Below are 20,321 nucleotides of genomic sequence, written 5' to 3'. Positions count from 1 at the left end.
AGTGCCGATGCGACGATATCCCGTGCAATCACCGCCCGGCCTTGCCGTCCCGCGCGCCAAGCGATAGGCGGCTCAACCTGAAACACCGCGCGGCCGCGCGAAACGTCATGGAGCCTGAGAGCATGTCCGAACTCGAAACCGCGATCGAAGCCGCCTGGGAAGCGCGCGACACCGTCACGCCCGCCAGCAGCGACGTGCGCAAGGTCGTCGACGAGGCGCTGGACCTGCTCGATTCGGGCAAGGCGCGCGTCGCCGAGCCCGATGGCCAGGGCGGCTGGAAGGTCAATCAGTGGCTCAAGAAGGCCGTGCTGCTCTCGTTCCGCCTCAACGACAACGGCCCGATCCCCTATGGCGCTGCGGGCGTCGACGCCTTCGACAAGGTGCCGCTCAAGTTCGAAGGCTGGGGTGAGAACCGCTTCAAGGAAGCCGGCTTCCGCGTGGTACCGGGTGCCGTCGCTCGCCGCGGCGCGCACATCTCGAAGGGCGTCGTGCTGATGCCGAGCTTCGTCAACATCGGCGCCTATGTCGGCGAAGGCACGATGGTCGACACCTGGGCGACGGTCGGCTCCTGCGCGCAGATCGGCAAGGGCGTGCACATCTCGGGCGGCGCCGGCATCGGCGGCGTGCTCGAGCCACTCCAGGCCAATCCGGTCGTGATCGAGGACAACGCCTTCATCGGCGCGCGTTCGGAAGTGGCCGAAGGCGTGATCGTCGGCACCGGCGCGGTGATCTCGATGGGCGTCTTCCTGGGTGCCTCGACCAAGATCATCGATCGCGCCACGGGCGAGATCCACATCGGCAAGGTCCCGCCCTATTCGGTGGTCGTCCCCGGCTCGCTGCCGGGCAAGCCCCTGCCCGACGGCACGCCCGGTCCGTCGCTCTATTGCGCCGTCATCGTCAAGACCGTCGACGCGCAGACGCGTTCGAAGACGGGCATCAACGAGCTGCTGCGCGACTGATCCTCGCAAGACGACCGGGAGGCGGTCGCCCCTCCTCCCGGAACCCCTCTCGCTACTCGCGCGTTTCCTAGAACCCGGCTTTCCGGGACGGAAATACGAGGAGAAGCGAGATGGAACGGCACGGTGACGAAGTTCACATCAACACCGAAGACGCGCGCGGCGGATCGACCCCGCACATCGTCCGCTATGTCCTGCTGATCAGCCTGGTTCTGGTGATAGTAGCCTTGTCGGCGGTCTGGATGACAGGCGCCTTGAATGCGCCTCAGGACAGGCCGGGCGACGGCATCACCAACCAAGCCCCCCCGACCTCAAACTGATCGCAATCCTCGCTCCGCCTTCGCCTAAGCGACGGCGGAGCGAGGATCATCCGCAGAACGAGGATGCCTTTCCGCAATCTCCGCGCGCTGCGCGGCCGACGCCGCTCCCAATCGCTCGATCGCTTCGTGACCGCGCAGCAGTCGATCTATCCGCGTGCGCTCTCCGAACTGCGCGCCGGCGAGAAGCAGAGCCATTGGATGTGGTTCGTCTTCCCGCAGATCGCCGGGCTCGGCCACAGCGAAATGGCGCAAGGCTATGCTCTGGCCGACCGCACCGAGGCCGAGGCCTATCTCGCGCATCCGCTGCTCGGCTCGCGGCTGGCCGACTGCACCGACACGATGCTCGGCTGGGCCGGCCGCAAACGTGCCGAGGCCATCCTCGGCGGCATCGACGCGACGAAGTTCCGCAGTTCGATGACTTTGTTCGAAGCTGCGGGCGGTGGTGCGCGCTATGCGCGAGCGCTCGACGCGTTCTATGACGGCGAGCGTGACCAACTCACGCTCGCCGCCTTGAACTAGAACGTCGTCGGCGATTCGATCGGCGGATCGCCGCGGTGCGCGGCGGCATAGGATTCCGCGCTCTTGAGCACGCGCAGCATGTTACCGCTGGCCACCTTGCCGAGATCCGCTTTCGAATAGCCGCGCCTTGCCAGTTCCGTGAACAGCGCCGGATAGCCCGCGACGTCTTCCATGCCCTGCGTCGTCGTTCCCATACCGTCGAAGTCCCCGCCCAGCCCGACATGATCGATGCCCGCGCGCTTGACCACGTGGTCGATGTGATCGGCCAGTTGCGCCACGGTCGAGCGCGGCGCCGGGTTGGCCTTGACCCAGGCCTCCAGCCCGGTCTTGGCTGCCGCCGGATCGTTGACGTAGAACTCGTCGAGCCGCGCCTTTTCGGCCGTGCGGCGGTTGCCCCAGCCGCGCACTTCGTCGCTGACGTAGGACGGCAGAGTCACGACCATGACGATCCCGCCATTGGCCTTGAGCCGATCGAGCACGCTATCGGACACGTTGCGCGGATGCGAGGCGACCCCGCGTGCGCCCGAGTGGCTGAAAATCACCGGCGCCCTCGCGACGTCGAGCGCGTCGCTCATCGTTGCCTCGCTTACGTGGCTGAGATCGACGAGCATGCCGATCCGCTGCATCTCGCGTACCACGTCGCGACCGAAATCGGTCAGCCCGTCGTGCTTGGGCGCGTCGGTGGCGCTGTCGGCCCAGGCGAGATTGCGGAAATGGGTGAGCGTTAGATAACGCGCGCCGAGCGCATACATCTGGCGCAGCACGGCCAGCGAACCGCCGATCGAGCCGCCGCCTTCCATACCCATCAGCGAGGCGATTTTGCCCGCCTTGATCGCCTTCTCGACATCGGCCGCGGTCAGGCAAAGCGCTAGGTCCTGCGGATAGCGCGCGATCAGCCGTTTGGTCACGTCGATCTGCTCGAGCGTCGCCTGGACCGCCTGCGGCTCGGGCAGCAGCGCCGAGACGTAGACCGACCAGAACTGCGCGCCGACATGCCCCTTGCGCAGGCGCGCAAGGTCGGTGTGCATCGCGATCTCGCCCTTGGCCGGATCGGCAGTGTTGGTCGTGTCGCGGAAATCGAAATCGGCGATCACGTTCTTGCGGCGATCGCGCAATTGCTCGGGCACATCGTTGTGACCGTCCCAGACGGGCGAAGCGCGCAACGCCGCTTCTGCCACCTGTTCGGGTGTCGGCGACGCCTGAGCGCCGGTCGCGATCAAAGCGAGGGCGAGCGAAAGGGCCGTGCCGCGCATCAACCCTCGGCCTCGCGCTCGAACGCGGCCGCGCCGCCGAGCCGCGCCGCCGCCTTGCCGAGCAGCGAGAGCACGATCACCGCGATCGCCGTCGCCAGGATCGCATAGGTGTAGAGCCCGGCGAGATCGTCGCCGAGGCCGAGTTGGGCGAGCGTCGCCTTGATCGCCTCGTTCCAGGCCAGAGCGGCGACGAGGCCGAGGCTGGCGGATGCGAGCGCGATCATCGTCTGGATGAAGGCACGGGGGTCGGTCATGGCTGTCCTCCTGGTTGGGGAAGAACACAGACTATCGCCGCCGCCGCCGCGGGCAAGCGAGCATCGCTCAAGCCGTTGCGGTCTTCGCCAGCATCTCCAGGGCCGCTCTCCGTTCGGCCGGATAGCGATTGCGTGTGATTGCCTCGAGCACGCGGCCCTGCGCCCCACCCGTGCGCGCCGCCACGCGCAGAACATAGGCGGTGCGCTCGGCATAGATCGCCTCGACCAGCGCGCGGTCGTAGTCCGTTGCATCGCGCGCCCTAGCGGCATCGGCTCTCGCCACGGCGGCGACGAGGATGCCAGCTGCGCCGCCGTGCTGGACCGCGACCGACCAGGCGGCATCACGCACCGCTGGATGCCGCGCATCGAGATCGAGCCCGCTGCGCTGGCGCACGGCGGTTACGGCTGGTCGGTAATGGGTGCGCGCGATGAACGCATGCTGCGCCTCGACAAAAGCCTCGGGCTCACGCGCGGCGATCGCCTGCCAGGCCGCGGAAAAGGCCGGCGTCCCTGGCGCGGCGCCGGCAAAGTCGGATCGCCATGCCGCGCCTTCGCCCGTGACGAAAGCCGCGGCCATGCCGGCACGGCTCGACAGTTGCCAGATGCCGTAGGACACGCCGCCGGGATCGCCCCTGCCGCGCGACACGGCACCGGCCCCGCGATCGCCGCTCTCGAAACGCTCGGATAGCGCGCCGAGCCTGTGCAAGCTCGGCGACAACAAGGCCGCGTCGAGCGCACGATCGAGATTGTCGACTTCGTCCTGGCTGAAACTGCGCCCGAGCATGAGGCGCACCGCATCGAAGACCGGTTTTTTGTTTACCATATGTTCCATTTTTCCTCCTTTCGCGTTACGCTTGGCACGCTGTCGAAACAGGACGATGTAGGAAAACGGTTTGTCGGTTGGCATCACGGTTCGAACGCAAGCGGCGGGAGGCCGAGGCCCGAATGTGTGCCTATCCGTGCCGCGATGAATGCATTGCTCCCCCTTTCGGCGTCCGAACTTGCCGACGACCTCGATGCTCGCGGCTGGTCGATTTTGCCCGAACTGCTGAGCCCAGCGGACTGTACCGCCCTCACCGCGCTATACGATGCACCCGCGCATTTCCGCAGCCAGGTGCACATGGCGCGGCACGGGTTCGGCCGCGGCGAATATCGCTATTTCGCCTATCCGCTACCGCCGATGATCGCAGACCTGCGACGCGCGCTCTATGCGCGGCTCGCACCGATCGCCAACCGGTGGCACGAGCGCATGGGCCTGCCCGTGCGCTTTCCCGCCGATCACGGCGAATTCCTCGCGCGCTGCCACGCAGCCGGCCAACGCCGGCCGACGCCGCTGCTGCTGCGCTACGGCCCCGGCGACTACAACTGCCTGCACCAGGATCTTTACGGCGAACACGTGTTCCCCTTGCAGGTCGCAGTGCTGCTTTCCGATCCGGCCCACGACTTCGCGGGCGGCGAGTTCATCCTGACCGAGCAGCGCCCGCGCATGCAGTCGCGTGCCGAAGTCGTGCCGCTGGCACAGGGCGACGCCGTGGTCTTCGCGGTCAACCAGCGCCCTGTGACGGGCAGTCGCGGCGACTATCGCGTGACGCTGCGCCATGGGGTCAGCGCCTTGCGCGCAGGGTGCCGCCACGCCCTGGGGATCATCTTCCATGATGCTGCCTGACCTGTTCGCCACCGACCGTGAAAAAATCGCACTCGATCCGGGCGCCTGGCTGCTCGGCGACTTCGCGCTGGACGAAGCGAGCGCGCTTCTCGCCGAGATCGCGCGGATCGCCGCGCAGGCGCCGTTCCGCCACCTCGAAACGCGCACCGGCGGCACGATGTCGGTGGCCATGACCAATTGCGGGGATGCCGGCTGGGTCAGCGACCGGCGCGGCTATCGCTACACCGACGACGATCCGCTATCGGGTCAAGCTTGGCCGGCAATGCCCTCTCAGTTCCGCGACCTGGCGCGCCGCGCCGCCGAAACCGCGGGCTTTCCGGGCTTCGCACCCGATGCCTGCCTGATCAACCGCTATGCCCCGGGCACGCGGCTGTCGCTGCACCAGGACCGCGACGAGGCACGGCACGATGCGCCGATCGTGTCGGTCTCGCTCGGCGTGCCCGCGCGGTTCATCTGGGGCGGCCAGCAGCGCAGCGACCGGCCGCGGCGGCACAACCTGTTCCACGGCGACATCGTGGTCTGGGGCGGCCCGGCCCGGCTGACCTTTCACGGCATCGATATGCTGCGCAAGGCACATCACCCCGAGACCGGCGACCTGCGCTTCAACCTCACATTCCGGCGGGCGCGTCTTCCCAACCTGGCATAGGTCCTAGTCTTGGCCGGCAGGACGAACAAAACTCTTGCCCCACCGCTGCGATCCGGGAATGCCGGACGGGACACATGGACGCGTTCGACTACATCATCGCCGGCGGCGGAAGCGCCGGCTGCGTGCTCGCCAACCGGCTCTCCGCCGATCCGCGCAACCGCGTGCTGCTGCTCGAAGCGGGCGGCAAGGACGACTACATCTGGATCAAGGTGCCGGTGGGCTACCTCTACTGCATCGGCAATCCGCGCACCGACTGGCTCTATCAAACCGAGGCCGAGCAGGGGCTCGGCGGGCGCCAGCTGAAATACCCGCGCGGGCGCGTGCTCGGCGGCTCGTCGTCGATCAACGGCATGATCTACATGCGCGGGCAGGCGGCCGACTACGACGGCTGGCGCCAGGCCGGCAATCCCGGCTGGGGCTGGGACGAGGTACGACCCTATTTCACCCGCGCCGAAGACCACTACGACGGCGCGAGCGAATTCCATGGCCAGGGCGGCGAGATCCGCGTCGAGAAGCAGCGGCTGCGCTGGGACATCCTCGAAGCCTTCCAGCGCGCGGCCGAGGAATGGGGCCTGCCGGCGATCGAGGACTTCAATCGCGGCGACAACGAAGGCTCCTCGTTCTTCCAGGTGACCCAGCGCAAGGGCTGGCGCTGGAGCGCCTCGGACGCTTTCCTCAAGCCCGTGCGCAGTCGTGCCAACCTCAAGGTCGTGACCGGCGCGCTGGTCGACAGGGTGCTGTTCGAGGACGGCCGCGCGGTCGACGTCGCCTATCGGCTGGGCGACCGGGACCACGTCGCGCGCGCAGACGGCGAAGTGATCCTGGCGGCGGGTGCGATCGGTTCGCCGGCCGTGCTCGAACGCTCGGGGATCGGCGACGCGCATCGCCTCTGCGACCTCGGCATCGCACCCTTGCGCGATATGCCCGAGGTCGGTGGCAACCTTCAGGATCACCTGCAACTGCGCTGCGCCTATCGCGTATCGGGTGTCTCGACGCTCAACCAGCGTGCCGCGAACCTCTTCGGCAAAGGCTTGATCGGGCTCGAATACCTGCTGCGGCGTTCGGGGCCGATGGCCATGGCGCCGAGCCAGCTCGGCATGTTCGTGAAAAGCCATGACCGCTACGCCACGGCCAATCTCGAATACCACGTCCAGCCATTGAGCCTCGAAGCCTTCGGCGGCGGGCTCGATCCCTTCCCCGCCTTCACCGCCTCGGTCTGCAACCTGCGCCCCGAGAGCCGCGGCCGCACCGCGATCAACAGCGCCGATCCCACGGCGAGCCCGAGCATCCGCCCCAACTATCTCGCCACCGAGGAAGACCGCCGCGTCGCCGCCCAGGCGATCCGTATCACCCGCGAGATCGCTGCGCAGCCGGCCATGGCACGCTATCACCCCGACGAGATCCGCCCCGGCCGGGATCACGACAGCGAGGAAGATCTCCAGCGCGCCGCTGGCGCGATCGGCACGACGATCTTCCACCCGGTCGGCACCGCGGCGATGGGCACCGTGGTCGATGCCGAACTGCGCGTGAAGGGTGTCGACGGCCTGCGCGTGATCGACGCCTCGGTCATGCCGCGGATCACCTCGGGCAACACCAATGCCCCGACGATGATGATCGCCGAAAAGGGCGCGGAGATGGTATTGCAGGCCGCGCAATAGGCGCGAGGAGGATTCGCCGATGGTCGAGGCACGTTGGAACGGCGCGGTGATCGCGCGGAGCGACGAGACGGTGGTCGTCGAAGGCAACCACTACTTCCCGCCCGAAGCCGTCGATCAGAGCCTGCTCCGTCCGAGCGACACGCACACGACCTGTCCGTGGAAGGGCCTGGCCTCCTATTACTCGATCGAGGTGGACGGCCAGACCAACAAGGACGCGGCCTGGTACTATCCCGAGACCAAGCCCAAGGCGGATAACATCCGCGGCCGCTTGGCCTTCTGGAAGGGTGTGGAGGTTTCCTAGGCGCCGAGCTCTCGCGCCGCCGCGATCACGCGCTCGGCATAGGCGCGCGGACCTTCGGCGCGCAGGTCGTCGAGCCGCGGCACTTCGACACTGATCGGCAGGTCCGCGGGCAGCGCCGCGATCAGTTCGCGTAGCGGCAGTTCGCCCGCGCCCGGCACCAGCCGCGCGAACATGGCGTCGCGGAAATAGTCCGCGTCGGGCGGCGTGTTCGGCGCATCGGCGAGTTGGACGTAGCCGACCACATCGGTGCCCGCCGCCTGCAGCTTCTCGAGCGTCCCGCCGGTACGGAAAAAGTGCATCGTGTCGAGCAGCACCTTGGCACGGTCGCGGCCGATGCCGTCGATGACCGAGAGCGTGCGCTCGAACGAGTTGATCCCCTCGCAGGGGAAGAACTCGATGGTGAAGGCCATTCCGCGCGCCGCCGCCATTTCAGCCAGCCTGGCGAGCTGATCGGTGGCCATGGCCATGTCGTCTTCCAGGCAGATAGCGTTGAGACGCTGCGCCCCGAGTTCGGCGAAGAGGTCGAGGTCGCCGGCGAAGCGGCTGACATCCTCGGCCGCAGTAGCGCCGAAACCTTCGGCCAGGCCGATCCTGACGCCGGTATCGCGCAAGGCCGCCAGCGTCTCGCGGCGCAGCGCCGGATCGTCGCGCAGCGACCACGCCGGATAGAGCGCGTCGGTGATGCCGTAGCGTTCGAGCGGCAGACCCGAGAGCCCCATCGAGATGGAGGCGCAGCCGAGCTTGCCCGCCAGCCGCACGTAGTCGGCCGGCGGCATGCTGAGCACTGTCAGCATTTCCATGCCCAGACGGTTGGCAGTCACTTCTTCGCTCCCATCGCCGCGAGGATCGCCTCGGGCACGATCGGATTGCCGCGGTCGCCGCTCTCGAACTCGGCGATCTTGGCGCGGATGAAATCGTCGGGCGATTCCGCCCAACGCTTGACCACGTCGAAGGCGACGTCGTCCGAGGGGATCAGGATGCGCCCGTCACGCATACCGTCGGCCAGCACCGTGGCCACGGCCTCAGGCAGCATCAGGGTCGTCTCCTTGCCCGGACCGCGCATGGGGCAGTTTTCGGTCCACGAAGTCATCGTATCCATCACCCCCGTCGCGACCGGCCCCGGGATCAGGCAGGCGACGCGCACGCCCAGCGGCTCGCAATAGAGCGCCAGCGATTCGGTCATCGCGATCACCGCCGCCTTCGAGGCCGCATAGGGAATGCGGCTCGCGGCATAGGGATAGAACCCGGCGAACGAGGCAGTGTTGACCAGGTAGCCGCGGCCGCGCGCGAGAAACTTTGGCAGCATCTGCGTCGTCGCGCGGGCCGAGCCCAGGTAATTGAGCTCCATGATCCGCTGCCACTCGCGCATCGGGACGTCCTCGGGATGGCCGTTGAGAATGCCGCCGACATTGTTCATCAGGATGTCGATCTCTCCCAGCGCGGCTTCGGCGGCGGCGATGGCCGCGGCGATCGATTCCTCCGACATGACGTTTGCCGCCAGACCCACGGCCTCGCCGCCAGCGGCCGCGATCTCCGCCGCGGTCGCCTTGGCCGCATCCTCATCGATGTCGGCCACGGCCAGCCTCGCGCCACGCCGTGCCCATTCGAGCGCGACGCAGCGGCCGATACCCTTGGCGCCGCCGAAGATCAGCGCGTTGGCGCCCGCGAAGGGCGATTGGTCTGTGGACGTCATGAGTTGCTCTCCCGATTTTGCGGGCAGTCTAGAAGCGGGTGCCCACCTGGCAATTGACCGATTCGGACGAACCGTCGCAGTCGGGCCAGATCGTCGCCGGCCTGGCCATGGCATTTTCATATGCGTCTGCCACTATGGCCGCATGGAAGGCAGCGCGGCAGCGATCATCGTGAAACTGGGGCTCGAGCCCCATCCCGAGGGCGGCTGGTACCGCGAAACCTGGCGCGCCGAGGCTGCGCCGGGCGAGCGCGCGAGCGCGACCGCGATCCATTTCCTGCTCGACGTCGGCGAACGCTCGCACTGGCACCGGGTCGATGCTGCCGAGATATGGCTCTGGCACGCCGGCGGGCCGCTGACGCTGTCGCTGGCACCCGAAGATAAAGGTCCGGTGCGAAAGATCACGCTCGGCGGCGAGGTGCTCGCGGGCGAGGAACCGCAGGCGCTCGTCCCGCCCGGCCATTGGCAAGCCGCCGAGCCCGTCGACGGCTGGGTGCTGGTCAGCTGCGTGGTTTCGCCGGGCTTCGACTTCGCCGGCTTCGAACTCGCGCCCGAGGGCTGGGCGCCGGTGCGCTAAGCGCGCGCGAGCAATCGATCGAGCGCGGCGCCGAAGTCCTGGCGGCGCCAGAATTTCAAGAACACCGTATAGATGTGCAGCGAATTGCGTGCGGGATCGACCGGCAGGAACATCGCGTCCTGCGGCCCTTCTGCCTCGACGCATTCGGGCAGGCGGAACAGGATCACTTCGGGGAAGGCCAGCACGCGCGCCACGCCCATCGTCGCCATGTGCAAGGTCAGGTGGAACTCGACCTCGTCCTTGGTCACCCGCGGGCCGCCGTGGGCGTGGTACTCGCTGGCGAACAGCGCAAGCAGTTCGTCGATGTGATGATCCCAGATGTCGTGGTGCGCGGCGCTGAGCCCGCCCCAGAGGATCGAGCCGAACGTGATCTGGCCGACGCGGCCCCAGTCGATCAGCCCCGTATGAAGATCGCCGGCCGCGTCGCGCCAGAAGAAGCAATTGTCGATGTGCGCGTTCCAGTGGCACAGCGCAATGAGATCGCGGTTGCCCGTCAGGTAGCGCTGGAGCGCGGCCTCGTGCTCGCGGATGCGGTGCGCGTCGCGCGCGATCTGCGCATGGAATTCGGGGCTGCGGACTTCGGGCGGCAGTAGCTGCGGCGCACGTTCGGCGAAAGCGAAAGCGCGGTCGAGCTCGGCCTGGAGCCCGGCCGCGTCATAGCGGATGGGATCCGCCGAGCCGCTGACCGGATCGAAGGGAAACACTGCGTCGATATCGGGGGCGAGCCGCCCCGCCTTGTGCGCCGCGCAGAGCCGCGCGAGCGCGGTGACGACCTCGCGGTAATAGGGCAGCGGATCGTCCATCGTCAGGTGATCGAGGCACTTGCGCCGGTGCGGCTCGATCGTGCCTTCGCCATAAGCCACGCGCTCGGTGACGATCAGACCCGTGCCCGTCTCGCCGTGATAGTCGGCGAAATAGGCGCGCGGCACGCGGATCGGAAAGCCGGGCCGGCGCGTCAGCATCTCGAAGGGCACTTCGGACTGCATTTCCCAGCGCTGCCGATCGCGCCGCTCGTCGGCGAAATCGCGCGAGAACTTGACGAAGAGCCGCGTATCGAGCCCCGTCTCGGGCTGCGCATATTCGATCGTCAGGAACAGCTTGTCGCCGGTGCTGCCTCCCCCGCAAGGCACGAATTCGACCACGCGCGTCACCGCATTGTCGTCGCCGATCGCTCCGAAGGCACGAAAGGCCCAGGTCAGAAATTCGGCGCCCGCGGTGCGCAGCGCCTCGGCATGGGCGGGCACGGCCAAACCCGTGTGATCGCCGGTGAACAGGTCCATTCGGTCGGAGCGCGTATCGGTCATGGCCCCGGCACTTGGCAGGCCACGCCGCTTAACGCCAGCCCCGTGCGGAACGCTTGTACCCCCGCGTGCGTTTGCGCGAGGTGATCCGCAAGTTCGTATCGAGGGCGACACCAGGAGAGGCCAATGGCCACCAGCAAATGGTCGCAGGACGTGACCCGGCATTCGAACGCGCTCGACATCGATCGCGACGTCTTCACGCGAACCGACCCCAAGGCGATCGCCGCTTCGTTGAAGCAGTCTGCCGAGGCAAGCCATCGTCGCCGGGCAACCCCGTTCCGGTCGGCAATGTCGATGCTGACCTTCTACATCAACCGCGCCGGCACGGACCTCGATCCCGGTCAGAAGCGTGTGCTCGAAAGCGCCAAGGATGAGCTGCGAAAGCTCTTCGACAAGGCCGGGAAAGCCTAGACTCAGAGCCCCATCACCAGTCCAGCGGCTTCGCGGTCGCATGATCGCAACGGAAACAGCGTGCCCTGTCGCGGAACCAGCGGCCATTCACCATGCCCAACATGCTGGCTCTTGCCCGTGACACTCTCGATCAGCAGCAGCCGATCCACTTCCCAGACAATCGGCTCTATCGGCGTGTCGAAGTCCTCACCCTGCCAGGCGTAGTCGAGCGTGACGTGCGGCCGGGCCTTGCGCTTGCGCTCGAGCCCGGCCCTCGCGAAATCCGCGAGAAGCGTCCGAACGAGCAGACCCGCAAGCCGGGGCGTCCGCCGGCAGACGATTTCTGCGGTGCCGCCACGCTGGCCCTTGGCACGATCGAACACCAAAGTGAAAGGCGCCGCATCGAGGGCTGCGAGCACATGCAGAATTGTCTCGATCGGCCACGCTTGGCCCTCGGGCGCTTCGGGCAGCACCGTCCAATGCAGAACCTCGCGAGGTCGTCGCTTCGACATCCAGGGAAGCCGAGCCATCTGGCCACACGGCACCGATGACGGCTTGGCCATCGCATGCAGGGAATTACCATTCAACATCATGCAACTCGTAGCGACGCCGCCAACGCGGCTCGTTGTTCCCATTATGTTCCTATTGATGGCGAGTCGCAAGGCGTTCCCGGAACAGCCGGCGCATCGGCACGTTTCTTTTACAAATCGCGCTTTCCCGGCGCCCGAAGAGGAGTTTCGCCCATGTGGGGAGCCATCGCCCTTGTTCTAGTCATCCTCTGGCTACTCGGCGCGCTTGCACTCAAGATAACCGGGGCAATGATCCACCTGCTGATCGTGCTCGCGGTTGTCGCGATCGTGTTGCATTTTGCCCGGCGCACGCGGCCGCGCTGACGCGGATTATTCCTCGTCATCACCGGTGTTCACGGTTTCGATACCGCGTGCGTCCCACTTGGGATCGCTGTCGAGCCTCGCCATCACCGTCTGCGCGATCGCCGCGAGGCGTCCGCCGTGCGGATTGTAGGCGACCGGGGCGATGGCGCGTTTCGCCGTTTCGCCCTCGTGGCGACGGATGAGCGCCATTCCCAAGGTCATGCGTAGGCCGAGGTCGAAGGGCGCCATCTCGACCGCGCGGGCCAATCCGTGCAGCGCCAGATCCGGGGGTGCAAGCCCCTGCTCGACGAAGCTGCGATAGTAATAGATCAGCGGCAGCGGATGATCGGGCTCGCGCCTGTTGAGTACGGCGAACGCAACGCGAGCCTTCGAATAGGCTGCCGTGCGATCGGTCGCCGTGGCCGCCTGGCGGAACAGCGACATCCCCTTCTGCACATGCGCGCTGGCCAGAGCGGGATTGCGCGCGATCGCCGCGTCGGCTGCGACGATCGCCTCGGCATCGTTGCCGGCATCGTGCTCGGCTTCGGCCAGTGATGCCAAAACCGCGGGATCCTCGGGAAAGCGTAGCGCGACCGCACGGGCCTCAGGCAACAGGGCCCTGGCCTTTTCCGCGGTGACGCCGCGATGCGATTGCACGCGAACCGCCATCATCGCAGCCTCCCCCGCAGTCAAACGGCGGACTTCGACGGGGCCGATCGCTATCATATCGGGCTTCAGGTTGAACATCATGGTGCGCGACTTGTGGAGATAGCTGTCGAGATCGCGTTCGAGCTGATCGAAGTCTCCGAAAGCCGCGAGCCCGGCTTCGCGCGAGCTCTTGCCCTGCTGCATTCCCTGAAGATAGCGCAGCATCTGGCCGTCGCGCGCCTTGTCGAAGGTCAGATAGTGGAACAGCGCCCAGCTCTTCCCGTAAAACGCATCGTAGCCGGTGCGATCGCGGCGGCGGGCGGCGGGATCGAGCAGTTCGGCCACGGGCACGTCGCGCGCGAAGCCGGGCAGCAGCAGTTCGGCGGCGCGATGCATCGCCGGACGGCCGATCTCGACGGCACCGTCGGAAGGGAAACCCGCCGAGGCGAAGAATTCGGCGCCGCCTTCCGAATACCAGCGCGGCATGGGGAAGGCGCTCGTCGAGATCATGAAGTGATGCGCATATTCGTGGAGCAGCACCAGCATAGAGGGCGCGGGCTTGGCCGTGCCCGTGGCAACGCGCGGCACGATCGCGGCCGAAGCGCCAGCGCGCGGCATGTAGAACCCGCCGACGTAGCGGCTGCCCTCGCCATAGAGCTTGCGCACCTGCGCCTGATTCGACACGACGAAGACGGTGACGCGATTCGACGGGCTCGGCGGCGGCGCGTCGCGCGCGCCGGTCAGAAGCGCCATGGCCGAATGATATCGTTCAAGCTGCTGCGAGAAGGTGCGGATATCGCGTTCGCTGTCGTCAGCATAGACGACGAAATGAGCAGACGACGCCTCGAGCCATTCGGCGCGAGCCGCGGCCGGTGCCGCCGCGATGGCCAACAGCGCCCACAACAATCTCTTCCGCATCGATGCCCCCGCTGCCCTGACGCCCGATGCTATCCGTCCACCAAGCGCTTGGGCAGACCTCCGGCGCAGTCGACTGCTCGGTTCTCGATGTATTTTCGCGCGATAGCCGGCCTCAGCCGCGCGACAACCGCCGGCGATTGGCGCGCACGCCCTCCAGCATGTAGCGCGTGCTGTTGGCCGCGATCGCGATCGGCGTCTTGCCGAGCTTGCCCGTGGCGAGCTTGCCGAGCAGATCCTGCTGTGCGGCGATCTTCTCGCTGACCATCAGCCCTGCCTCGGCCATGGCCTCGGGCCCACCCTGCGCGATGCGCTGCGTACGCAGCCAGATGACCGAGGCCGCCTCACCCCACAGAGCCACGAGGTCACCGCCGAGCATCTTCATATGGCGCAAGGTCCTTTCGTCCATTCCCCGCTATGCGGCCGCCGCCGCTAGGACGCAAGGCGCGCGATCAATGCCTGCGCCGCTGCGGGGTTCCTCACTTTCGCACCGGAAATGAAGAACAGGAAAACTTCGCGCCCGCCCTTGGCCCAGCCGCGTGCAAGATCGGCCAGCCGATCGAGCTCGGCATCGCTGTAGCCGAGTGGTTCCTCCTCCACTGCGCATTGGATGCGCGCATAGGTAAAATCCGCGGTCTGCTGCGCAAAGCGCGGGAATTTCTCGGCCTCGGCATAGACCACGGCGACCCCCGCCTCGCGGCACAGCGCGAAGAAGGCGGGATCGTCGAAGCTCTCGTGCCGCGGCTCGATCGCGTGGCGCAGCTTGAGCCCGTCCTGCTCGGCGGGCAGCAGTTGGAGGAATGCCGCGATGTCCTCGGCCTCGAACTTCTTGGTCGCGGCGAGCTGCCAGAGAATCGGTCCGAGCTTGGCGCCGAGTTCGGTGATGCCCTGCTCGGCGAACTTGGCGATGCTCTCACCGGCCTCGGCCAGGATCTTGCGATTGGTGCAGAAGCGATTGGCCTTGGCGGTGAAGACGAAGCCTTCGGGCACGGCTTCGCGCCACTTGATGAAGCTCGCGGGCTTCTGGCGGCCGTAGAAGGTGCCATTGATCTCGATCCCGGTCAGGTGCTGGCCGGCATAATCGAGCTCCTTCGCCTGGGGCCATTTGTCTGGATAGAAAGCCCCACCCCGCCACGGCTCGTAGGTCCAGCCGCCGACACCCACGTGGATCTTGCCCTGCGCCATTCGCGTCTCCTTCGACCGACCGCACCCTAGGCGGGATCGACACCGCTAGGAAAGCCGGAACCCCTGGCCTTGGCCCCGCGTTCCTTTGGCGGCGGGAGCGTTCGGAGTCGTATCATGCACGCTCGCAGATTGATCCTGTCCGTACTCGCCGGCGGTCCGCTGCTTGGCATGGTCATGGGCTTCGCCGCCGATCCCGAGATGGTACCGCTGCCCGAACCATCGTGGCGGCAGGCCAAGCCCGATCCGATCTTCACCGAGCGCCAAGCCCCCGACATCCCGGTCTTCGCCCCGACTTACGTCACCAGCAATACGTATGCCGACCGCACGCCGAGTTGGAAGCGACGCCCGATCGAATACGGCACCGTCACCGCCCGGGTGCCCGAGCCCGAACCGATTGCCGAAGCGCCCGAACCCGTCGCGCTGGTAATCCGTCCCGCCACCACCCCGCTCGACGAGGCGGCCGAGGCGCGCAACGCCGCCCGGGCCGCGGCTGAAGGCGCGCAGGCCGAACCGCAACCCGCCGCGGTCGAGCCCGAGGCCGAATCTGCGACTATCGGCTAGCCGCGCTTGGGCTTCCTTGCCTTGCCGGCGTTGAGCGCCACGGCCTCGCGCACCAGTGCCTTGAAGGCCTCGGGGTCGACCGTATCGCCTTCGCGAATGTCGATCGCGCGGCGTGTGCCGCCGCCCAGGCCAGCGTTGAACAGGCCTTGCGGATCGTCGAGCGCGGCGCCCTGGGCGAAGGTCAGCTTGACGTAGGCCTTGTAGACCTCGCCCGTGCAGACGATGCCCGCGTGCTCCCAGGTCGGCACGCCCGAGGGATTCGAGGGCTTCACCCATTTGACCGCCTCGACCACTTCGGGATCGGCCTCGTGGATCAGCGCGCGCATGCGCGACAAGGCCTCACCGCGCCAGTCACCAAGCCCAACGAGCTTCGCGTCGATCCGTGCCGCTGGTGTGCCTTCGCTCATTTCCGGGCTCATGCCCCTGCCTCGATGATCTTCCAGCCGTTGCCCGAGGGATCGCGGAAATTGGCATCGACGTTGCCATAGCGCGCGATCGGTTCCTGGGTGAATTCCACGCCCGTCGCGCTGAGCCGTTCGTAGGTCGCCTGGCAATCGTCGACCGCCAGGACCAATGGCGGCATGGCTCCCTTGGCGACGAGCTCGTTCAGTGCCTGCACGGTCGCCGGATCGTGCATCGGCGCCTGCGGACGGAACAGGCCGAGTAGGAAACCGGGCTGTTGCGGGTGCTCGACGGTCAGCCAGCGATAGTCGCCGTTGCGCTGGTCGGTGTGGACCGCGAAGCCCAGCTTGCCGACGTAGAAATCGTGCGCCTCGTCCTGATCCCGCACGTAGAGACCGATAACCTGGATTGCTTCGCTCATGGGACCTCCATCGTTTGTGTCCCGGCGCCTCTATCGTCGGTTTCGAGCCGGCGCTTCTCCGAAACTGCGATTGTGAGGTCGGGCCGATGCGCGGCCGAAAGATAGCAGGCGGGTACCCGGTCGAGCGGCTGTGCGATCGCCCGCTCGCGCGCGCGGAATTCGCCCGGGCTCTCGCCGGTGACGTCGCGGAAGGTCCGGCCGAAGGTGCCAAGGCTGTTCCAGCCGGTCTCGAAGGCTATCGCGGTCACTGCCAGGTCGCTGTCGCGCAGCAGCGCCTTCGCGCGCTCGATCCGCCGCGTCAGCAGATAGCGGTGCGGCGGCACGCCGAAGGCCTGGCGGAACGAGCGCGCGAAATGCGCCTCGGACACGCCGCTGACCGCAGCGAGTCGCGACACCGGCCAGTCCTCGTGCGAAAGCGCGTCCATCCTGTCCCTGGCGCGCAGCAGGCGGCGCAGCAGCAGCGGATCCTGGCTCGCGCTGTCGCTCATAGCTTCTCGCCCGGCAGGACGCTCGCCTGGCGGACCCAGTCGGCGAAGCGCGCCGCGTCGAATTCGCCCTCGCGAATGTCGAGATAGCGGACTTCGGCATGCTTCGACTTGCCCGCAGGGACCGGGTCGAGCGAGGTCCCACGGAAGAAGGTGACCTTCACGTACTTCGCAAAGCAGTGATAGGACAGGAACCAGCCCTCGGCATCGGGTGCGCCATAGAACGACGAGTTCCATTTCACCGCCTTGCACACGCCGGGCACCTCGCGCGCGATGAGGGCGTCGAGCGCCACGCCGAGTTTACGCTTCCAGCCGGGCATGGCCGCAATGTAGCGCTGGACCACGGCGTCGCCCTCGCCTTTGGCGATCTGCGGATTGCCGCCCGAAAGCAGGACGGGTTGCTCTTCGGTCATCGCCTCCACCGGTCTTCAGTCGCGCGCTATTCTACACATTCCCTGGGCCATGCGCTTGCGAAAAGCGCAATTGCTGCGTCGCACAATACAATTGCGCTGCAACGCAACAATGCCATTCTAACCGCACAACATACGGATGCCCGAGGCATTATCCTCTCCAACACAGGATGTATGCCATGTTCCTCAATCTCAAGACCGTGAAGCTCTTCGCACTCGCAACCGGCGTGGTCCTGCTGCCCGCCGCAGCCCATGCCGACGAAGTCGCCTTCGCGCGTGACGGCGTCAGCTACAATTACACGACCGCAATGGTGAACGGCCGTACCGTCATCACCGGCAAGGACGATGCCGGCAAGTCGTTCCGCCTCGTGGTCGGCGAGACGCGCGTTCACGGCACCTACAACGGCACGCCCATCGACCTCGCCTTGCGCGACGTGAAGCGCAGCGTCCAAGCCGTAGCGATGCGCTAGGGCATCCGATCAGACGAAATGGGTGGGCGGGCGACCTCGGTCCCCGCCCTTTCCATCAGACCAGCGCCGCCAGGCCGTCCCACAGCAACTTGCCGCCGAGCAGCACCATCAACACGTACATCAGCCCGTAGAACCGCGCCGGGTCGATCCGTCGCACGAGCCAGACTCCGCCCAGCGTCGAGGCGATCGCCACGGGCACCAACATCGCCGAGGCCGTCAGGTTCTCGGTGGTGAACTCGCCAAGCGCGATATAGGCGGGCACCTTGACCCAATTGAGCACGGCAAAAGCCACCGAACTGGTGCCTACATAGGTCAGATGCGGCAGCCTGCGCGGGCCGACCCAGATCTGGAACGGCGGCGCCCCGGCATGGGCAACCTGGCTGGTGAAGCCCATCGCCACGCCGAACAGCGAGCCGACCCAGCCCGGCGAATTGGTCGCCGCCACGTCGCGTCCGCCACGCTCGACCCACAGCCGCCAGGCGCCGAACACCAGGGTGATTGCGCCGAGCGCGGTCAGCACGGCAGAAACCGGCAGCACCTCGGCAAAGCCCCAGCCGATCGCCACGCCGACAAAGGCGCCAGGCAGCATCCAGGCGACGATCCAGCGATCCCACGCATGGCGGAACGACCAGACCGAGACGACGTCCTGGACGATCAGGATCGGCAGCAGGATCCCCGCCGCGGCGACCGGCGAGATCGCCAGCGCCATGACCGGCGTACCCAAAGCGCCGAGCCCGGCGAAACCGCCCTTGGCCAGCCCCACCAGCGTGACGGAAACGACGGCGGCGAGAATGAACCAGGGATCGTGCAGCATCGCCGGCGCCCTAGCCGAGCCGCGCGGGGCTGTCTGCCCCGGAATTCCGCGGTTCACGAGGTCTCAAGCGAGCGTGACCGGAACTCGACGATCGTCACCCACGATCGCTCTGGCCGATCACTGTCAGCAGCAGGCCTCACTGGAACTTGCGAATCGCTCGCAATACATCAGGCCAGCAAGACATCGCCGACAGGACACAGCCATGACCCGCGACCTGACCAAGACCGCCAGCTTTCTCTCGCTCCACCTTATGGTCGGCTTCGGCGTGGCCTATGCCTTCACCGGCTCGCTCGCGCTGGCCGGCGGCATCGCCCTCGTCGAACCACTGGTCAACGCGGTGGTGTTCTTCTTTCACGAACGCGCCTGGAAGCGGGACGTCGAACGCGACGGGTTGTCGCTGTCCCGTCTGGTGACGCACGATCACGGCGTGAGAGCAGCCGCGTGATGTGGGCAGCGCCCTAGAGGGAAACCGACGCCCCGGCTCCCACCACCGTCGTCCAGGCCCGCACCTCCCACCGTTCGACCAGGCCCTCGATCACGTAGGGATCGCTCGCTGCAAAGCGTTCGGCCGCAATGCTGTCCTCTCCGGCAAACAGCAGGACCGCGCGATCCGCGGGGTCGAGCGCGCCGCCGAGCAGGAGTTCGCCACGCGCGACGGCTTCCTGCGCCAGGGCCAGATGCTCGGCGCGGAACGTGGGCCGGCGCTCGAGGTAGTCGGGGGCGAGGTGGTAGGTCAGCAGGAAGTGTTTCATTCCGGCAGGCTGGCCAAAGCGACGCGCGGCTGTCAATGCCGCGGCGCACAGGAGACACGACGATGGCCGGCGACGACGAAGACTACGTGTTCGACGAGGACAGCGGCGAATGGATGCCGGCCTCCGAACTCGCCACCAAGCGCGCAGCCGCCGACAGGGTCGAGGTGCGCGATGCCGTGGGCAATCTGCTCGCCGACGGCGACCAGGTGACCTTGATCAAGGATCTCGAGGTCAAAGGCGCGGGGCGGACGCTCAAGCAGGGTACCGTGATCAAGTCGATCCGTCTGACCGGGGACGCGCAGGAGATTGACTGCAAGTTCGACGGAATCAAGGGCCTCGTCCTGCGCGCGGAGTTCGTGCGCAAGCGGTGAGGTTCGGTAACGGGCGATCTCGGAACTACGGCTTCGCTGGCCCGGTGAACTTGCGCTTGTCGGTCCAGGCGCAGCCCTGGCGCGTCTCGGTGCCGAGCTGGAGCGTGACCGACAGCGGATAGGTGCGATCGGACATGCCGTCGCTGCAGGCGCTTTCGGTCACGGCCATGTCGAAGGGCTTGCCCGCCACCGCGCCCGAGAAGGCGAGGCCGTTGTTGCCGGCGAAGCGATGGACCGTGACCGCGATGCCCTTGGGCTGCTCGGGCGTCTCGTAGGTCAGCGCCGTACCCGTGACGCTGCCGCCCCAGAACGGTTCGGTGCCGGTGAAGCGCAAGGTCTCGTCGGCACCGACGCCGGTATAGTTGGTCGGCTTCGCCCCGTCGGCCCCGCTGGTGGCGTCATGCGAACCGCCATGGCCGTTGCAGGCGGCGAGGAGAAGCAGCGGGAGGATAGCGAACGAGCGCATCGGAATTCCAAGTGTCGG

Annotated in this window: 31 protein-coding genes; 14 read left to right on the top strand and 17 right to left on the bottom strand. The window is 67.0% G+C overall.

What is annotated here, in order from left to right; genetic code table 11:
- Window positions 1-122: 122 nt before the first annotated feature.
- From dapD to WG901_RS18035, 3 genes are all read left to right on the top strand, one after another.
- Entirely contained in the window at window positions 123-959 is an 837-nt protein-coding gene (dapD, locus tag WG901_RS18045; RefSeq protein ID WP_339588502.1) for a 2,3,4,5-tetrahydropyridine-2,6-dicarboxylate N-succinyltransferase, read from the top strand.
- A gap of 110 nt (window positions 960-1,069) precedes the next feature.
- On the top strand, window positions 1,070-1,276 hold the full coding sequence (locus tag WG901_RS18040) for a hypothetical protein (RefSeq protein WP_339588501.1): 207 nt from the start codon (window positions 1,070-1,072) through the stop codon (window positions 1,274-1,276).
- A gap of 63 nt (window positions 1,277-1,339) precedes the next feature.
- Window positions 1,340-1,795, top strand: a complete 456-nt coding sequence (locus tag WG901_RS18035) for a DUF1810 domain-containing protein (protein WP_339588500.1) — start codon at window positions 1,340-1,342, stop codon at window positions 1,793-1,795.
- Here the strand turns inward: WG901_RS18035 and WG901_RS18030 are convergent.
- From WG901_RS18030 to WG901_RS18020, 3 genes are all read right to left on the bottom strand, one after another.
- Window positions 1,792-3,048, bottom strand: a complete 1,257-nt coding sequence (locus WG901_RS18030) for a dipeptidase (RefSeq protein WP_339588499.1) — start codon at window positions 3,046-3,048, stop codon at window positions 1,792-1,794. The two genes, WG901_RS18035 and WG901_RS18030, sit on opposite strands and share 4 nt — an antisense overlap.
- A complete protein-coding gene (locus tag WG901_RS18025; protein WP_339588498.1) occupies window positions 3,048-3,302 on the bottom strand; it encodes a DUF5654 family protein in 255 nt (84 codons plus the stop codon). The genes WG901_RS18030 and WG901_RS18025 overlap by 1 nt, the downstream gene beginning before the upstream one ends.
- Before the next feature lie 67 nt (window positions 3,303-3,369).
- On the bottom strand, window positions 3,370-4,125 hold the full coding sequence (locus WG901_RS18020) for a VgrG-related protein (protein WP_339588497.1): 756 nt from the start codon (window positions 4,123-4,125) through the stop codon (window positions 3,370-3,372).
- 144 nt (window positions 4,126-4,269) lie between these two features.
- Between WG901_RS18020 and WG901_RS18015 the strand changes: the two genes are divergently transcribed.
- The 4 genes from WG901_RS18015 to WG901_RS18000 all read left to right on the top strand — a co-directional run bounded on the left by WG901_RS18015 (window position 4,270) and on the right by WG901_RS18000 (window position 7,573).
- On the top strand, window positions 4,270-4,968 hold the full coding sequence (locus WG901_RS18015; protein WP_339588496.1) for a 2OG-Fe(II) oxygenase: 699 nt from the start codon (window positions 4,270-4,272) through the stop codon (window positions 4,966-4,968).
- Window positions 4,955-5,614 (top strand): DNA oxidative demethylase AlkB, encoded by a 660-nt coding sequence (alkB, locus tag WG901_RS18010; protein WP_339588495.1) that lies wholly within the window; start codon window positions 4,955-4,957, stop codon window positions 5,612-5,614. The genes WG901_RS18015 and alkB overlap by 14 nt, the downstream gene beginning before the upstream one ends.
- Before the next feature lie 74 nt (window positions 5,615-5,688).
- Complete coding sequence (locus WG901_RS18005; protein WP_339588494.1) at window positions 5,689-7,272, top strand: GMC family oxidoreductase; 1,584 nt, start codon at window positions 5,689-5,691, stop codon at window positions 7,270-7,272.
- Between the two features lie 19 nt (window positions 7,273-7,291).
- Window positions 7,292-7,573, top strand: a complete 282-nt coding sequence (locus WG901_RS18000) for a DUF427 domain-containing protein (RefSeq protein WP_339588493.1) — start codon at window positions 7,292-7,294, stop codon at window positions 7,571-7,573.
- On the opposite strand, the gene WG901_RS17995 is transcribed toward WG901_RS18000, so the two are convergent.
- Complete coding sequence (locus WG901_RS17995; protein ID WP_339588492.1) at window positions 7,570-8,394, bottom strand: sugar phosphate isomerase/epimerase family protein; 825 nt, start codon at window positions 8,392-8,394, stop codon at window positions 7,570-7,572. The genes WG901_RS18000 and WG901_RS17995 overlap by 4 nt on opposite strands.
- The gene (locus WG901_RS17990; protein WP_339588491.1) at window positions 8,391-9,266 is read right to left on the bottom strand and encodes an SDR family NAD(P)-dependent oxidoreductase; all 876 of its coding nucleotides are present in this window, start codon (window positions 9,264-9,266) and stop codon (window positions 8,391-8,393) included. Before WG901_RS17990 ends, WG901_RS17995 begins: the two co-directional genes overlap by 4 nt.
- Window positions 9,267-9,408: 142 nt before the next feature.
- On the opposite strand from WG901_RS17990, the gene WG901_RS17985 reads away from it, so the two are divergent.
- Complete coding sequence (locus WG901_RS17985) at window positions 9,409-9,840, top strand: cupin domain-containing protein (protein ID WP_339588490.1); 432 nt, start codon at window positions 9,409-9,411, stop codon at window positions 9,838-9,840.
- Here the strand turns inward: WG901_RS17985 and WG901_RS17980 are convergent.
- The gene (locus WG901_RS17980; RefSeq protein WP_339588489.1) at window positions 9,837-11,144 is read right to left on the bottom strand and encodes a phosphotransferase family protein; all 1,308 of its coding nucleotides are present in this window, start codon (window positions 11,142-11,144) and stop codon (window positions 9,837-9,839) included. The genes WG901_RS17985 and WG901_RS17980 overlap by 4 nt on opposite strands.
- Window positions 11,145-11,267: 123 nt before the next feature.
- Here WG901_RS17980 and WG901_RS17975 point away from each other — a divergent pair, with 123 nt between their 5' ends.
- A complete protein-coding gene (locus WG901_RS17975; protein ID WP_339588488.1) occupies window positions 11,268-11,552 on the top strand; it encodes a DUF3175 domain-containing protein in 285 nt (94 codons plus the stop codon).
- Window positions 11,553-11,554: 2 nt separating this feature from the next.
- On the opposite strand, the gene WG901_RS17970 is transcribed toward WG901_RS17975, so the two are convergent.
- Window positions 11,555-12,061 carry a hypothetical protein gene (locus tag WG901_RS17970; RefSeq protein WP_339588487.1) on the bottom strand — a complete coding sequence of 169 codons (507 nt, stop codon included), beginning with the start codon at window positions 12,059-12,061 and terminating at the stop codon, window positions 11,555-11,557.
- Window positions 12,062-12,097: 36 nt separating this feature from the next.
- Between WG901_RS17970 and WG901_RS17965 the strand changes: the two genes are divergently transcribed.
- On the top strand, window positions 12,098-12,424 hold the full coding sequence (locus WG901_RS17965) for a lmo0937 family membrane protein (protein ID WP_339588486.1): 327 nt from the start codon (window positions 12,098-12,100) through the stop codon (window positions 12,422-12,424).
- A 6-nt stretch (window positions 12,425-12,430) separates the two neighbouring features.
- Here the strand turns inward: WG901_RS17965 and WG901_RS17960 are convergent, their stop codons facing one another.
- The 3 genes from WG901_RS17960 to WG901_RS17950 all read right to left on the bottom strand — a co-directional run bounded on the left by WG901_RS17960 (window position 12,431) and on the right by WG901_RS17950 (window position 15,151).
- Window positions 12,431-13,969, bottom strand: a complete 1,539-nt coding sequence (locus WG901_RS17960) for a hypothetical protein (protein ID WP_339588485.1) — start codon at window positions 13,967-13,969, stop codon at window positions 12,431-12,433.
- Between the two features lie 112 nt (window positions 13,970-14,081).
- A complete protein-coding gene (locus tag WG901_RS17955; RefSeq protein WP_339588484.1) occupies window positions 14,082-14,375 on the bottom strand; it encodes a hypothetical protein in 294 nt (97 codons plus the stop codon).
- 23 nt (window positions 14,376-14,398) lie between these two features.
- On the bottom strand, window positions 14,399-15,151 hold the full coding sequence (locus WG901_RS17950; protein ID WP_339588483.1) for a DUF72 domain-containing protein: 753 nt from the start codon (window positions 15,149-15,151) through the stop codon (window positions 14,399-14,401).
- A 114-nt stretch (window positions 15,152-15,265) separates the two neighbouring features.
- Between WG901_RS17950 and WG901_RS17945 the strand changes: the two genes are divergently transcribed.
- The gene (locus WG901_RS17945) at window positions 15,266-15,712 is read left to right on the top strand and encodes a hypothetical protein (protein ID WP_339588482.1); all 447 of its coding nucleotides are present in this window, start codon (window positions 15,266-15,268) and stop codon (window positions 15,710-15,712) included.
- On the opposite strand, the gene WG901_RS17940 is transcribed toward WG901_RS17945, so the two are convergent.
- From WG901_RS17940 to WG901_RS17925, 4 genes are read right to left on the bottom strand one after another with little or no spacing between them, the layout of a single operon-like run.
- Window positions 15,709-16,119, bottom strand: coding sequence for a DUF1801 domain-containing protein (locus tag WG901_RS17940; RefSeq protein ID WP_339588481.1), 411 nt, complete (start codon window positions 16,117-16,119; stop codon window positions 15,709-15,711). The two genes, WG901_RS17945 and WG901_RS17940, sit on opposite strands and share 4 nt — an antisense overlap.
- Window positions 16,120-16,127: 8 nt before the next feature.
- On the bottom strand, window positions 16,128-16,535 hold the full coding sequence (locus WG901_RS17935; protein ID WP_339588480.1) for a VOC family protein: 408 nt from the start codon (window positions 16,533-16,535) through the stop codon (window positions 16,128-16,130).
- Window positions 16,532-17,023, bottom strand: coding sequence for a helix-turn-helix transcriptional regulator (locus tag WG901_RS17930; protein WP_339588479.1), 492 nt, complete (start codon window positions 17,021-17,023; stop codon window positions 16,532-16,534). The genes WG901_RS17935 and WG901_RS17930 overlap by 4 nt, the downstream gene beginning before the upstream one ends.
- Window positions 17,020-17,433, bottom strand: coding sequence for a DUF1801 domain-containing protein (locus WG901_RS17925; RefSeq protein WP_339588478.1), 414 nt, complete (start codon window positions 17,431-17,433; stop codon window positions 17,020-17,022). Before WG901_RS17925 ends, WG901_RS17930 begins: the two co-directional genes overlap by 4 nt.
- Before the next feature lie 176 nt (window positions 17,434-17,609).
- On the opposite strand from WG901_RS17925, the gene WG901_RS17920 reads away from it, so the two are divergent.
- A complete protein-coding gene (locus WG901_RS17920; protein WP_339588477.1) occupies window positions 17,610-17,900 on the top strand; it encodes a hypothetical protein in 291 nt (96 codons plus the stop codon).
- 55 nt (window positions 17,901-17,955) lie between these two features.
- On the opposite strand, the gene WG901_RS17915 is transcribed toward WG901_RS17920, so the two are convergent.
- Complete coding sequence (locus WG901_RS17915) at window positions 17,956-18,714, bottom strand: sulfite exporter TauE/SafE family protein (RefSeq protein ID WP_339588476.1); 759 nt, start codon at window positions 18,712-18,714, stop codon at window positions 17,956-17,958.
- Between the two features lie 202 nt (window positions 18,715-18,916).
- Between WG901_RS17915 and WG901_RS17910 the strand changes: the two genes are divergently transcribed.
- Complete coding sequence (locus WG901_RS17910) at window positions 18,917-19,159, top strand: DUF2061 domain-containing protein (RefSeq protein WP_339588475.1); 243 nt, start codon at window positions 18,917-18,919, stop codon at window positions 19,157-19,159.
- Between the two features lie 13 nt (window positions 19,160-19,172).
- Here WG901_RS17910 and WG901_RS17905 read toward each other — a convergent pair whose 3' ends face one another.
- Window positions 19,173-19,466 (bottom strand): YciI-like protein, encoded by a 294-nt coding sequence (locus WG901_RS17905; RefSeq protein WP_339588474.1) that lies wholly within the window; start codon window positions 19,464-19,466, stop codon window positions 19,173-19,175.
- Between the two features lie 62 nt (window positions 19,467-19,528).
- Between WG901_RS17905 and WG901_RS17900 the strand changes: the two genes are divergently transcribed.
- Window positions 19,529-19,837 carry an alkylphosphonate utilization protein gene (locus tag WG901_RS17900; RefSeq protein ID WP_339588473.1) on the top strand — a complete coding sequence of 103 codons (309 nt, stop codon included), beginning with the start codon at window positions 19,529-19,531 and terminating at the stop codon, window positions 19,835-19,837.
- 25 nt (window positions 19,838-19,862) lie between these two features.
- Here the strand turns inward: WG901_RS17900 and WG901_RS17895 are convergent, their stop codons facing one another.
- On the bottom strand, window positions 19,863-20,303 hold the full coding sequence (locus WG901_RS17895; RefSeq protein WP_339588472.1) for a COG3650 family protein: 441 nt from the start codon (window positions 20,301-20,303) through the stop codon (window positions 19,863-19,865).
- Window positions 20,304-20,321 lie beyond the last annotated feature (18 nt).

This window comes from Novosphingobium anseongense (genome assembly GCF_037482895.1).
Lineage (GTDB): Bacteria > Pseudomonadota > Alphaproteobacteria > Sphingomonadales > Sphingomonadaceae > Novosphingobium > Novosphingobium anseongense.
The sequence above is the reverse complement of the archived record's forward strand: the minus strand, read 5'-3'. Positions and strand labels throughout refer to the sequence as shown.